The following is a 14,526-nucleotide window of genomic DNA, read 5'->3' as shown; positions in this document are numbered from 1 at the left end:
ATGTGATTCTAAATCTCATAAAAAACCTTCATTTTTATTTTATGGTAATAACTTTCTTCTTGGTCGATATCAACAATCCTGGCTTTCACTTTTACACCCTGGTCCATCATGCGGGCGACCACTTTATTTTCGTCACGCGGCAAATAGCCTAACTTGGCTTCGCCCTGGAACACTTCAATGGCATAGCAGTCGCGCGCATTGGCCGGTTCACGTTTTAAAAACAGCAAATCATCGGTACATAGCAAATGCCTTACATCAAAACCATCGTAATATTGAAAACCAGCCACAAATGGCGAGCATAAGCGAATTTCGCAACGCTTATCCTGTGCGTTTCCCCGTGATTTTCTGAAAAACATCAGGCCGGTGAGTCCAAGAAACAGGTATTTGAAAAAATGGGTTCTGTTCATGACTTTTTATTTGGAACAGGCAATTTCTTCACATCGACTCCCGAATTCGTGGAGTTTGAAAAAAAATGCTGGCAATTGTTGATTTTTTCTTTCAAATACTCCCGAAACCCGGCATCGCCCAAAACCTGGATGTCTTCAGCCAATCCCAACACGAAACGCCCGGGGCCTTCGTATTTGGCAATCGGGGCTTTCAAAATAAACTGGTTATTACCGGTTTTTGAGAGGAAGCGTTCGGCCAGCGGGTACTCTTCCACCAACAGATTTTTAGCTTTCAGCCTGAGTTTGAGTTCCACTTTTTTATCGAGATCGCCGGTGTTCCGGAAAATATCTACGGGTTTAGCACGGTGCAGGCGCTCGTATTCCCAGGGAAGGAGCGACGCATGCACATCTTCAATCCGGCAAATCTTAAACTGCCGGTTTTGTTTTAATGTGGTATCGAACGCCCACATCAGGTTGAAATCATTCTTAAATTCAAAGGGTTCCACCATCCGGTTCTTAACGGTCTGGCTGTTTCCTGAAGCGTAATTGACCAGCAAAATTTGTTTCTTTTGTAGTTGGGCTTGCGTCAATGCCTGCACGATGGCCGATTTTTCTTTCTGAATATAACTTTCCAGAACTTTATCCTGGTTTAAAAAAGAAACCAATTTGTGCTTTAATGGATGGATGCTTCCCGGCTTTTCGTCCAGTCGATCAATAGTCTTTGACAAGATGTACATTTCCTCCTCTGTAAAATGAAGAACATTCTGTAACACCCGGTGGCTTTGATCAGAATACGCAATCCAGTATTTGCCGTTCTTTTGTTTGAGGTCGAAGCCGCTTTCCAGCAACAGCTTACGGTAATTGTAAAATGCAGAGTCTCTTATGCCAAGGAAAGCGTTGCATTCTTCTTTTGTCTTCGGATAACTATTCGATAGGAAAAGAATGAGTCGAAGAATTCGATGAGTTTTGGTTTTGTTTGGCATGTTGGGTTTTACTGGTCAATAAAATTAAAACAATTGATTATAAAATCCAATAATTTAAAATGATAAATATTCTCGTTGTGAAACTTCAGTAGCGGAATGCTTGTGTCCTGTTTCGGCGTCAGCAATTAACGTCAACCGGTTTGGAAATATCGTCAAACCCAAAAAAGAAGCCCAATTTAGCCAGTCCGGTTTCTGAAAAATACAAGGCCGGGGCGAGTGTCCTGCCGTGTGATGATTTTGTTGCCGTTTGGAATTCGTTTCCGTTGGGATGGCAGGACAGCCTTGATTTTTTACCGGACTGGCCTCCAGATTGGCTTTCTTTTTTCTTTTTTGACTGTTTTTTCTTTTTTCTTTTGGAATGTGTGATCGGTGTCCATTGTCCAGGATCAGCAGCCTATTTTAAGGTTTTGGTTCGTAAAAAGAAGATTAAACACCAAGACACAACGAATTGGTTATTCGGGAATTCAGTTCGTGCCTTCGAGCCTTCGTAACTTCGCACCTTCGTGTTCAAGTGCGGGATTCTTTTCAAAGAAAACACGTTTGAAAGAGGGATTTAAAATTATACGGCCAATAAATATTGATTTTGCACAAATAATTATAATCACAACCATGATTTTACTAATTTCGTTTGACTATATACAAAAAGAATCAGATGGAAACACAAGAAAAACCTTTGAGAAACACACATCACGGACATGCGATCAAGCGGATCCGTCATACCCTGGGAATCAAACAGGATGCATTGGCCATTGACCTCGGGATTAGCCAAGCCCAAATCTCTAACTATGAACATAAGAAGGTGATCGATGACGATATGCTTGAGAAGTTTGCCAAAGTCCTAAATGTTGCTCCTGATGTGATTAAGGAACTGGAGGAAGACCCGGTGACCGTGATTATTGAGAATAACACTTTTGAAAAAGGCAACAATAATGTTGGTTATATCACTGATACGACCATCACAAATAATCCCATCGAACAGATTCTGGAATTGAGCAAAGAGAAACAAGCGCTCTACGAGCGTATGCTGGAGCTGGAAAAGGAAAAAAATGCGCTGCTTGAGAAGTTGTTGAAAGAAAGGACATAGTCTTTTTCAAGGCGATTGCGGTAATTCATCCATTTCAAAGAATACATCAACTATCAAAAAAAGAGGCGCAAGGGAAAACCGCGCGTTTGAAAAAATACCCCAAGAGAATACCCCTATACTATATCCTTCTGCTTCTTATTGGCAGAGTAAAATGATTAAATGATGGACTTACAAGTCATTCAAAGCAAAATTCACGAAATCAGGGGCCAGCAGGTCATGTTGGACTTTGATTTGGCGCAACTATACGAAGTTGAGACCAGAGCCTTAAAGCAAGCGGTGAGACGAAATATTGAGAGATTTCCTCCTGATTTCATGTTTGAACTTGCAGATAGTGAGATAAATAACCTGGTATCACAAAATGTGATACCATCAAAAAGTTATTTGGGCGGCGCTGTTCCTTATGCTTTTCTTGAACCTGGTGTGGCCATGCTTTCGAGTGTCTTAAAGAGTGCCAGGGCTATTGAGGTAAACATTAGTATCATCAGGGCATTTATTGCTATCCGGAGGTATATGATCCAAGCTGCTCCATCGTCCCTTTCGGGTGAACTGGAAGAAATTAAGGAGCGCATTAAAGCCTTGGAAGAGATCAGCGACGAAAATGAAGAGAAGTTTGATGATATCTATATCGCATTAACAGAATTGGCCATGAAACAAAAACTTACAGTTAAATCACGCAACCCGATCGGGTTTATAAAACCAAAAGAGTGAAAGATTAAAAAGAAAGGTTTCACCCACTTAAGAAGCTTTCCATACCCGACCTTCGATTTTACCTTTTGTGTTAAATACACGGAAAAAACCTGCGATTTTCCGTCGGCCAATTGTCACTCCGCAAACAAACTTACCGGTATCAGATTTGATACAGGAGATAAAACGGGAGATCGTACCGGAGAAGATACACTTATTAAAAGAATAAACGATAAACAGGAAACAAGTCTCCCGATCAATTTTTTGAAAATGGGAAGAAAGAATTAATGCCGCCCCATTTGATATCAATAAGGACAAAAATGAGGGAAATGTTAACCTGGTGGCTTTTGATAAGGATGCCAAAGATAAAAGGTGTTGATATGATTGGGCAGATGATCCTGCGGCCTGTTCGCTCCGTTTGCTCCGCACTGCGCTCACAAGCCTCGGTTAAAATGAAAGACGCCTGCTTCGTTTTCGCTTCGCAGGCAGCTTTCCGGTTTGATCAGGTCGTGTTCCTGATTTCCTTAGGTGTTGCACAGCTTTTTTAAGGTTCTTCCTGTGCCCCGGCACCATCGCTCAGCCTCGCTCAACCGCTTCCTTTATCCGCCTGGCTACGCCTGCGAAACCGGGCGCTTTTTCGCTCAGCTTCGCTCTGAAGCCGGGCTGCACCGCACGGCAAGAGAAGCCTTCCATTTCATTCCAGGCTACACTTGCCTTTGCCCACCTACGCTTCAATTGGTTTCAGTTGGAAATTAGATCTAGCTTTTTCTAACCGCCTGCAGTTGTCAGAACGGAAGCTCAGTTCGCTTGCTGGTTGGCATACCGCCCAGCATGTCTGTCCAAAAACAGCATTTTGATTGACTCCTGTCTGACGTCGTTATTTAGAACGAAACTAAATTACACAAAAAATAAACTTAACAAAATCACAAAAAGTTTCATGAACTGATCGTTTTAGGGGGTAAAACTACCCCATATCTCATACGAACGATCATTTTAACCTGTTATTGACATAATAGACAAAATCAAACTGGGGTTACTTTTTAAAAGTTTTCAGAATAAACGGGTAACGCACCGAATGCGATAAAAAAAAGATACCGGCCCAAAGGCCGGCATCCATTTTCAAAACTTAATTATTAATCGGGAGTCGCCACTCCCAAAAAACGTTCAAAAGTATGAAAAAGATTTTACTTCTGGCTGTATTCAGCCTGGTTATTCTGTCAGTCAATGCACAGATCAAAGTGAGCAGTACAGGGTTTGTAGGAATCAACAACACCTCCCCCGTCTACCAATTGGATGTGAAGGGTAAATATTTTAGAACTTCATATTCCAGCTATCAACCGTTTGTTCTGGATGTATTTCATGCGGACCCAAGGGTTACCAGTGGCAACCGCGTTGTTTTTTACAACACTGCTGCCTCCGGGTTTATTGATATTCAATGTAAAACGCTTTATGAATATTCTGATGCGACTGCCAAAGAGAACATCACGCCACTGGCAACAGAGAAAGCAGGGGAATCAGGCAGCACGATAGAAAAAATCAAGAAACTCAATGGGGTGAACTACAACTGGAAAGACGATGGAAGCGGGAAACTACAGGCAGGCTTTCTGGCCCAGGAAGTTGAAGCAGTGATCCCGGAAGCGGTTTTCACAAACGACTCAACCCAGAATAAATCATTAGCCTATTCCGCCCTCATTCCCTACCTGGTCGAAGCCATTAAGGAGCAGCAGGCCGAAATTGAAGCGTTGAAACAACAACTGGGACAATAAAAGCAGAAGATCATGAAACAGCCAGTCATTTTATTGTTGATCATGCTGCTGTCCGTTTTTATTCCGGTGGTTTGTTATGCGCAACACATCGAATTTACTTACGACAACAGCGGAAACCGCATTACGCGGACAGTGATCGGCCTGAAAAGCGCCGGCATCCAGCCCGGTTCTTTAGACTCAGAGGAGGACGATGACCTTCTGGAAGACCAGATCAGTTTGCAGGAAACCCGCATCTATCCCAACCCCACCAAGGGCTTGCTCCGGATTGATTTTCCAAACCTGGCCAACCAGGAAGCCGCCATTCGCGTGTTCGATTCACACGGTAAGCTTATTGTTCAGCAGCCTGCAGCTGGATCAACCGAGGTCGACCTCTCGATTTATCCCCCGGGATTTTACATCATGACCATCCATGTCGGTCAAGACAGAAAAGAGTGGAAAATCATTAAGGAGTAAGACAGTTTACAGTTGCCAGTCCCAGTCGGCAGTTCGGAGCTTAGGCTCTGAATACTGTGACCGGATAATGGGACTTTTAACCAGTTGCCCAAACTTAGTTTGAAAAAATAATCACATGAAAAAATTATATCTGACCATGATATTCGGATGGTTGTGCACATTTGCCAGCTTTTCCCAACCAGCCGACCTGGTGCTGAGCACCGCCGAGTCGGGCACCAAACTCCACCAGGCCACCAACAGCATCACCTTTGCCGCCGGTTATTCGTATACGCCAAGCGGAGGAACGATGACGGCTGAGATTGTGGAACCTTCAGGCGGAGGGGAAACCTATGAGAATGTCGTTTACCAGACAATTATTGATCCCGTAACCAGAAGTCTGAATACATCCTATCTTGTTGGAACGACCGAAGGTGCCTTCAATGTAAGTGCTACCGGCGGGGCAACTTATACCATCCCGCTTGACTTACCCCCGGGGGTGGCTGGATTACAACCAAATTTATCCATCACGTACAACAGTCTTGGAGGCCCGGGCGTTGCCGGTTATGGCTGGAACATTTCCGGGATTTCGGCTATTACACGCTCCCCACAATCATATTATCACGACGGACAGTCCGTTGGAGTAGATTTAACCTCTGCCGACCGGTTCAGTCTCGATGGGCAGCGGTTGGTCTGTACATCCGGAACATATGGTGGAAACGGTTCGCAATACCGGACTGAGAATGATATCTTCACCCGTGTAACTTGTACCACAGGAAGCTATGGCCCCACGCAGTTTTTAGCCGAAACCAAAGGTGGACTGGATTGCCAGTACGGCTACACAAGCGATGCTGACCAAACCGTTGACGGACATAGCCAGGTAGTGAACTGGTATATGAACAAGGCTACCGATGTATATGGGAATCAGATAAATTATGAGTACGTCAAAGATAACGGTTTAGTTTACCTTAAGGAGATCACCTATGGCCCCAATTCCGTTAGACTTTACTACAAAATTCGCAACGACAAAACGACCAATTACCTAAAAGGAAGCGAGATTATGCAAAACCTGATCCTGGATAAGATTGAGGTGAAATACAATACGGCGGTGGTGAAAAAGTACGAGTTTAAATATAATCACCATGCTTCAAATTATGGTAATCATTCGGCACTTAATGAAGTGATAGAATATGGTTTGAATGACAGCAGGTTCAACTCAACAGTTTTTTCTTACGAATATCCGACGGGTAATTGTAGCAACTATCCATACTTTGCATACAACAGTTATATTTCAACTGACTATGTACAATATCCCGGAGATTTTAACGGTGATGGAAGAATGGATATTTTCACAGTTAAAAAATCAAATCTGAAAGATTGGAGATTATATCTTGCCTCTTCTTCTGGCAGTTTAGCCTACAGTGCATCAGGAACGTGCCCGGAAACCATTGACTTGGTTATGCCCTCTGACCTGAATGGGGATGGGATGGATGATCTGCTTTTCCTTGATATAGTTGGCAGTTTAGTTGCTAACAGCGGGGTTTTCTATAATTATGCGTTATCAACAGGAACTAATTTTGGAACTTTCACTGCGATCGACTGGTTACCTACGAATGACAATTACTACGACCCCAAATTTCAATATGCTGGTGATTTTGACGGCGACGGGGTGCAGGATGTACTTGGAAAGGTCAGGGGTGGAGGCTCAATATCGAATAGCGCATGGAACCTATATTCGATGCGAACAACCTCCTTGAATAGTTATTTTAGTCTCAAAAATTCCGGCACGATTACCAGTTGGGGAAACAAAGACTATTTTGGAGATTTTAATGGTGATGGAAAAACTGACATTTGGACATTCGATAGCAATGGTGTGAAGATTTATACCATTAACGGGAATTCGCTTACTACGCTTTATTCCGGTTCTTATCCCAAGAAGGATCATCTTTTTAAATTGGGTGACTTCGATGGTGATGGAAAAACTGACATTTTCATATATGGTTTCGAATCTTATGAATGGTCCGAATGGCAATTCCGTTTGTCAACCGGAACAGGCTTTAATGCCAATTACTTCACCAAGAAAAAAACCGATCTTAAAAGCGATGTAGTTTATACCGGCGATTTTAACGGTGACGGGCGTACAGATATTCTGGCCTTAAGTAAGAACACAAGTAATAACCCACGCCAGTATTATTTTATTACAAAGCCTAACGCTACCGATGTTAGCAGTGAATATTATGAACGTACAGAATATAACAAAGATTACCAGTTTACCTTGGGCGATTACGATGGAAATGGCAAAACTGATATTCTTGTTACTTCTGCAACCAACGGTTACCGGCGTGGAAAGATGGATGGCAACACAAACATCCTCCTTTCCAGATTTGCCGACGGGCTAAATAATACGGGATCTTTGTCGTACCGAAAACTTTCAGGAGAATACAGCAATTATGAGAAAGGAACCACCCCGGTTAGTTTCCCCGTTTTTACCTATATGGGGCCTTTATCTGTTGTAAGCGATTACTGGACAAATGGAGGCTCCTTATCGAATCAGGATTATAGCTACAAAGGTTTGAAAATCCACCGGCAAGGAAAAGGTGCCTTGGGTTACGAACAAATAGTAGTGGAGGATACACATCAGGGAGTCAAAACCGAAACAAATTCTGGTTATGATGCCACCTATTTTTTCCCGACTGTATTATCCACTAAAAACTATATCGGAGGGGACAAGGTCAGTGAAACAAGTAATACCTGGGACAAACAGGTAACCGTATATGTAACAGGGTTGGACCCAGTATTCCCATACTTAAAATATCAACTAAACCGCGATGTACTGAAGGGACAGCAGGACTCTACATCCTTTACTTACGACCCAACGATTAAAGGCAGTTTAAAAGAAGTCAAACAGAAATTCGACAACGGTGTTACGGAAACCCGCACAAATACCTATTACCCCAATGACGAACAGAACTGGTATATCGGGGTGTTAAAAGAGTCAACGGTTAAACACGAAAAAAGCGGGGAAACGGCTATTTCGAAAAAAACAACCTTCACTTATTCTGCCGATGGCAAGCTTAAACCTGATTTGGTCACGTATCATGTGGGCACCTCGTGGGAGTATTATGTTGATCACGACTATAACAGTCATGGGAACCTGGTACAGGAGTACAGAAACTCGGCGAACGGCGGCGCCCGTCAAACCAACTACGAGTATGAAACAAACGGGATCCGGTTGAAAAAAATAATTGACCCGGTAGGCTTGAAAACCGATTATACTTACGACACCTATGGACGGTGGCAGAAAGAGATCGACAACCGGGACAACGAAACCGCTTACTCCTATGACAATATGGGAAGGGTGGCAACCAGGTTACAACCTGATGGATTTCAAACAACAACCAGTCAAAGCTGGGAATCAGACAACGATTTGACCGGTGAAGTTTACACTATAAGTACATCAGGGAATGATGGCTCTCAAAACAAAACCTGGTACGACAGGGAAGGAAAAGAACTGCGCAGTGACGTACTTGGCTTCGGTGGCTCATGGATTTATAACGTGACAACCTATGATGGCAAAAACAGGTTGTGGAAGAAGCATGAACCTGGTTTTTCTGTTTCGCCCGGCGATTACACCTTGTATGAATACGATACCAAAAGCCGGTTAAATAAAATAACTTATCCAGGAGGAAAAATTACCGACATCACGTATTCCGGAAATCGGGTAACTGAAAGCACCGAAGGGATGACAAGTTGGAAGGAGACCGACAGCCAGGGGCTGTTGACGAAAGCGAATGATTTTGGGGGCACAATAACCTACAGCTACTACCCCAACGGTCAGGTAAAAAAAATAATCCATCCTGATGGCAGCGAGACCGGGATGGTTTATGATGCTGCAGGTAACCAAACCCAATTGGACGACCCCAGCGCGGGGGTAATTGAATATACCTATAATGCCTATGGGCAACTCAAGACCCGCACGAACGCCAAGGGTGACTTGACAACCTATAACTATGAACCGGACGGACGACTGGATAACTATGTAACCGGTCCGGAAACCACCGACTATACTTACGATGTGACTTATAAGCATCTTACAGGTATTAGTTCGCCATCTTCTGTTTCCCGTACCTATTCGTATTCGACAACCGGTGTGAAAGGCCGTCTAAATGGCATTGCGGAAAATATTGCAGGTGAAAATTTTTCCACTAATTTTGAGTACGACAATTTGGGCCGGATGTGGAAACGAACACACCCATCGGGGATTGTAGAAGAAAATGTGTACGATGCCAACACCGGCTACCTGGATAAAATAAAAGCAGGGACAACAGTAGTTTGGGATATTGAAAATATGAAAGAACGGGGGCAAATAACAAGCGCAAAATACGGTACGGGTCTTACGGCGACGATGGTGTACGATGACGGTTTTCCCGATTACACGACTATTGGAAGCCTTTACCACTATGATTACGAGTTTGATAAAAAGAACGGTTGGCCAAACTACCGGAAAAACCTGAAACATACCGGGCTGACCGAAAACTTCATTTATGAGAATCAAAGATTGGACAGTATTTACGGGAATGCTCACTCCCGGGGAGGACTGGACTATGATGCGAACGGGAATATCCGCCGTAAAAGCGACATCGGGACGATGGAGTATGACCATCCTTACAAACCTCATGCAATTACGGAATTGTCAACAACGACCAACTTGATACCTTTGGTTCCCCAGGTAATCCATTATACCTCGTTCGAACAGGTAAAGGACATTACTGAAGGCAATTACCTGGCCGAATTTACCTATAATAGTGACCAGCAACGTTGTAAAATGGTCATGAAACAAAACGGCGTAGAACAATATACCCGATGGTACCCGGGTAGCAGGGACATGAAGGAAAAAGTTGGTTCAGTCTATACCCAGTATGCGTGGTTGGGAGGCGATGCCTATTCTGCTCCTGCTGTCAGCGTAAAGGTGGGCACGGCAACACCGGTTATTTACTACATTTTGCGCGATCACCTGGGGAGTATAACCCATGTTGTCAAAGCTTCCGATTTATCAACCAACGAGTACAGCTTCGACGCCTGGGGACGCCGTCGTAGTGCTGACGATTGGAATTACACTCTGGATGCCAACGACAAAGACCTATTTGCAGGACGAGGGTTTACAGGGCATGAGCATTTGCCGGAGTTTAATCTCATTAATATGAATGGGAGGTTATACGACCCCCTGTTAGGAAGGTTCTTAAGCCCGGATGAAAATCTGCAAATGCCTGATTTTAGTCAGAACCTAAACAGGTATAGTTACGCCCTGAATAACCCACTGGTTTATACCGACCCGAATGGGGAGTGGTTTTTTAGCGTAATATTTCCAGGGGTTGGTACCGTTGTTGATGTTTTCTTATGGAGTGCCACAATCGATTATGCAACGCAGGTTATAACCAACTATGTGACGAGAGAACCTGGAACAAAATTTTCAGATTGGGCGTGGAAAGATATTGATTGGCTTGATGTGGGAGTTTCTGGTGTTGCAGGTGTAGCAACCATGGGACTTGACAAAGCTTATAAAGCAGGGAAGATTGGGAAAACGTTTTATCAGACGGGCAAAGCTACTATTGATTTTGGATTGCCAGCCATATCAGCCCGCTACAACTGGACTCCTGCATCAGACAAGGAAAAGTTCTCTGTTAACAAAGGAGCAGATTTCTGGGCTGAATACGGTTATACCGTGGTAAAACAGAAAGTAGCAACAAGCAACACCAATGCAGTTATTGATGGTTTATATGGAGATAAGCCTTGGGTTTTGAATCATCCTTTAAAGGGAGAGTTATGGAAGAAAATACTAGATATCCCCGCATCTGTTGCCGCAGGGTGGCTTTCAAACAAAGCTACAACCCCGGAACCTGGGCCTCAGGATCAAACGCCCCCCAAATTGCCTAACCCGACAGAAATCCCAGAATGGAACCCTATTAACCAAAATTTTTACCAGAATGATCAAGGGGGCAACTTGGAGCAGATAAGAAATAGTTTGCAACTAGATTTTTAACTTTTATGAAATTGACAAGTAAACAAAAGCTTATACGGGCTATACCGGGGGTTATTGTTGGATCCATTATGGCAGGCATTATCATTTGGGGGATCTCTTTTGATAGAAGATGCAAAAGGCTATTGAAAAAAGATGATTGCATCCAGCAGATGGTATTCTGTAAATACTCCCATAAGGGGCTAAGGGGAAGTGGTATAGAGGTCACTACAGGTTTCGTTAGTGCTGACGATACATCACTATATTTCACTACACAAGCTTTTGTTAAGCCAATCCCTGTCGGGCTCCCTATTGTTGTCAGGTATTCTCCTGAAAATTCAGATTGTTCAGTGTTTTTATGGGATTCGGTGATTGTCCACAATGGATATTCCATCAGCTATTTTCGCATAGAACATGAAGGAATTGATTATGAGGTAACTAAAAACTAACCCAACTCCCCCTTCGTCTTAGCGAAGGGCTAAGTTGGCTGTCGTTTATAACGACATTAGATGAGAAATTAATTTAGTAACCCAAAGAAGCTGCCCGGTAATTGCCGGATGGCTTCTTTTAAAATGACTAAAGGCCGCCTGTACCGGAAATATTTTAACGGAACTACGGAGTATGAACAATACGATTATGACACCAGCAGTGGTTATTTGTACCGGATCCAATTTACGGCAGGCGGAACAACCACAACCGTTTGGCAACTGACCGGCATGAACGAATACGGAAATATCACCAACGCGAACATTGGCAGCATCGCGGCTACCTGGAGCTACGACAGCAACAAGCTGTTGTCGGGGATTACGGCTACCGGGGTGCAGGACTATGATTATTCGTTTGATGTGAATACCGGCAACCTGAACTGGCGTACTAATTATCTAAAGAGTAAAACGGAAAATTTTGGTTACGGGACCGATAAGCTTGACCGGCTGGCAACGGTTACCGGCCCGGTGAACCAGACTGTTGGTTACACCACCAATAAAAATGGCAACATCCAGTCCAAGAGCGATGCCGGTACTTATGCTTACAACGAAACGCCTTACGCGGTGAGTAGCATCAGCTACCACCACAATATTTCCTCTACGCCGCAAACGATCGACTATTATTCGTTTGAAAAAGTGAAAAAGATCACCGAAGGGAGTAAAACGGCTGACTTTGACTACAATGCCGACCACCAGCGTATTCGCATGGTTGTGAGAGATAACGGAGCTTATCTAAAATCACGCTATTATTTTGGAAGTTGGGAAACTGAAATTGTTGGAGGTACGGGCATTCATTATATCTGGATTGGCGGCGATGCCTACAGCGCCGTAGCCGTAGCCAAAAAGGTTGGCAATGGCAGCTGGACGATTTACAATATTTTCCGTGACCATTTGGGAACCATTACGCACCTGAAAAATGCCAGTACCGGTGTGGTTGACGAGTATAGCTTTGACGCCTGGGGCCGCCGGAGAGACAAAGACACCTGGACTTACACTTTAAGCAGCGAGCCCGCTTTGTTTGCCGACCGTGGTTTTACAGCGCATGAATTCCTGCCTGACTTTAACCTGTACAACATGAACGGCAGGATGTACGACCCGGTGGTGGGGCGGTTCCTCAGCCCCGACCCGTTTATTCAGGCACCAGACTTTACCCAAAGCTTTAACCGGTATTCATATTGCTTGAATAACCCGCTGAAGTATAGTGATCCGAGTGGGGAGTTTTGGTGGATGGTTCCCGTGATTTTTGCAGGTAATTATGCTGCCAACTGGCTGGATAATACCATCAACAAAGGCATGAGCGCAAAAGAGGCATTCCGGCAAACACCAATTGTGGCTGGCTTCAATTACAGCCCAAGCGCCAACCAGGTTTCATTGCCACAGCTTGATGAATTCAAAGCTGCCAAGCATGAGGAAAAAGTTTGGAGAGACTTGGTCGGGATGGAGGCAAGTATGAGTGGCGAAGGGAGGAAATATAAATTTGGAAGTTTTCGAGAATTCGCAGAAGATCATAATCTTGGTAATGGATTGTTTGGAACTGGAATTGAGATTGGCCCTGTAGGAATTGGATTAAACGTTGAGTTAGCTTATCCTGAATGGATTCCAGGATTAAGCAGAAATGAAGGATTTAGTGCCAGTTTCGGATTTGTTGCAGATTCCAAGGACAATTTGGATTTCTATTTTGTTGATAGGATTCCAACCAGGAATAATGTTACATTCTCTATAGCTCCTGAAGCATTTTATGTAAATGGAAGAACCCGTTTAATGTATAACAGGGATATCGAAGGCTATGCCTATGATTTCGGAATAGGTCTTGGTCCATTGGGAGGTTCTGTTAGTTCTAACCCTTCTCGGTCTTATCTTCAATGGACTGTCACGGGATTTGGCTATGGTATTGATGTTAGTACCGGTCATTGGAACTCATATACTCATCTTTATAACCTATATGGACGATGAAAAAAGCTAAAAGAATATGGCTGGTCTGGTACACTTTAAGTATAATTGTAGTAGTTGTTTTTTTCCTAAGCCAACCGTCAAGCGATAAAGTTTGCCTTCAACAATATGAAAGAGAAAAGGGGATTTCTTATGATGGGATTGTAAAGGCCAAATATCGTGATAGTACAAATCACTTTGATAGAACTGTTGAGTTAAAGGACGATAGGAAAATTTTAATGGAATGGGATAAAAGTGGGCTTTTTGAATTTATCCAGACCAACGACAGTATAATTAAGAAAGCTGGAGGTTACGAGGTTAAGTTGTACCGAAACTTGAATGAATACAAATTTCAAATTGATTTTGGATGTAATAACAAAGATTAATAAATAAAAGCCCGGATATGCCGGGCTTTTAAAAGTTCTTTAAAAAATGGATTGGCGGCGATGCCTACTCAGCTGTTGCAGTAGCCAAAAAAATTGGCACCGGCAGCTGGATGGTTTATAACATCTTCCGCGATCATTTGGGAACAATTACCCATTTGAAAACAGGCAGCTCCATTTCGGAATACAGCTTTGATGCCTGGGGTAGGAGAAGGGATAAAGACGACTGGACCTATACCTTAAGCAGTGAACCCGCTTTGTTTGCCGATAGGGGATTTACAGTGCATGTGTATTTAGTCAATCCTTAAAAACAAAATAAATCACTGGTTATCAACAGGTAATGTGAATAAAATCCGTGATTTGAAGGTGTTTAATTGCAAG

The 14,526-nt window shown here is 43.4% G+C and carries 12 protein-coding genes; 10 read left to right on the top strand and 2 right to left on the bottom strand.

Going from position 1 to position 14,526, the window contains the following annotated elements:
- Positions 1–8: 8 nt before the first annotated feature.
- Both NC99_RS00065 and NC99_RS00060 read right to left on the bottom strand, forming a co-directional pair.
- Positions 9–407 carry an HIRAN domain-containing protein gene (locus NC99_RS00065; RefSeq protein WP_053178574.1) on the bottom strand — a complete coding sequence of 133 codons (399 nt, stop codon included), beginning with the start codon at positions 405–407 and terminating at the stop codon, positions 9–11.
- Positions 404–1,369 carry a helix-turn-helix transcriptional regulator gene (locus NC99_RS00060; protein WP_053178572.1) on the bottom strand — a complete coding sequence of 322 codons (966 nt, stop codon included), beginning with the start codon at positions 1,367–1,369 and terminating at the stop codon, positions 404–406. The genes NC99_RS00065 and NC99_RS00060 overlap by 4 nt, the downstream gene beginning before the upstream one ends.
- Before the next feature lie 652 nt (positions 1,370–2,021).
- On the opposite strand from NC99_RS00060, the gene NC99_RS00050 reads away from it, so the two are divergent.
- From NC99_RS00050 to NC99_RS00005, 10 genes are all read left to right on the top strand, one after another.
- Positions 2,022–2,453, top strand: a complete 432-nt coding sequence (locus NC99_RS00050) for a helix-turn-helix domain-containing protein (protein ID WP_053178568.1) — start codon at positions 2,022–2,024, stop codon at positions 2,451–2,453.
- 159 nt (positions 2,454–2,612) lie between these two features.
- Positions 2,613–3,161 carry an ORF6N domain-containing protein gene (locus NC99_RS00045; protein WP_204374849.1) on the top strand — a complete coding sequence of 183 codons (549 nt, stop codon included), beginning with the start codon at positions 2,613–2,615 and terminating at the stop codon, positions 3,159–3,161.
- Between the two features lie 296 nt (positions 3,162–3,457).
- Positions 3,458–3,685, top strand: coding sequence for a hypothetical protein (locus NC99_RS00040; RefSeq protein WP_157624298.1), 228 nt, complete (start codon positions 3,458–3,460; stop codon positions 3,683–3,685).
- Positions 3,686–4,309: 624 nt separating this feature from the next.
- Complete coding sequence (locus NC99_RS00035) at positions 4,310–4,903, top strand: tail fiber domain-containing protein (protein WP_053178565.1); 594 nt, start codon at positions 4,310–4,312, stop codon at positions 4,901–4,903.
- Positions 4,904–4,915: 12 nt separating this feature from the next.
- The gene (locus NC99_RS00030) at positions 4,916–5,356 is read left to right on the top strand and encodes a T9SS type A sorting domain-containing protein (RefSeq protein WP_082326229.1); all 441 of its coding nucleotides are present in this window, start codon (positions 4,916–4,918) and stop codon (positions 5,354–5,356) included.
- A gap of 115 nt (positions 5,357–5,471) precedes the next feature.
- Positions 5,472–11,372 carry an FG-GAP-like repeat-containing protein gene (locus NC99_RS00025; protein ID WP_053178561.1) on the top strand — a complete coding sequence of 1,967 codons (5,901 nt, stop codon included), beginning with the start codon at positions 5,472–5,474 and terminating at the stop codon, positions 11,370–11,372.
- Positions 11,373–11,377: 5 nt separating this feature from the next.
- Positions 11,378–11,797, top strand: a complete 420-nt coding sequence (locus NC99_RS00020) for a hypothetical protein (protein WP_053178559.1) — start codon at positions 11,378–11,380, stop codon at positions 11,795–11,797.
- Positions 11,798–11,905: 108 nt separating this feature from the next.
- Positions 11,906–13,786 carry an RHS repeat-associated core domain-containing protein gene (locus tag NC99_RS00015; RefSeq protein WP_053178557.1) on the top strand — a complete coding sequence of 627 codons (1,881 nt, stop codon included), beginning with the start codon at positions 11,906–11,908 and terminating at the stop codon, positions 13,784–13,786.
- Complete coding sequence (locus tag NC99_RS00010; RefSeq protein ID WP_053178555.1) at positions 13,783–14,148, top strand: hypothetical protein; 366 nt, start codon at positions 13,783–13,785, stop codon at positions 14,146–14,148. Before NC99_RS00015 ends, NC99_RS00010 begins: the two co-directional genes overlap by 4 nt.
- 110 nt (positions 14,149–14,258) lie before the next feature.
- Positions 14,259–14,453, top strand: a complete 195-nt coding sequence (locus NC99_RS00005) for a hypothetical protein (RefSeq protein ID WP_053178553.1) — start codon at positions 14,259–14,261, stop codon at positions 14,451–14,453.
- The last annotated feature ends 73 nt before the right edge of the window (positions 14,454–14,526 follow it).

Origin of the sequence: Sunxiuqinia dokdonensis (assembly GCF_001270965.1) — a bacterium.
Classification (GTDB): domain Bacteria; phylum Bacteroidota; class Bacteroidia; order Bacteroidales; family Prolixibacteraceae; genus Sunxiuqinia; species Sunxiuqinia dokdonensis.
This window is presented reverse-complemented; position numbering and strand designations above follow the sequence as displayed.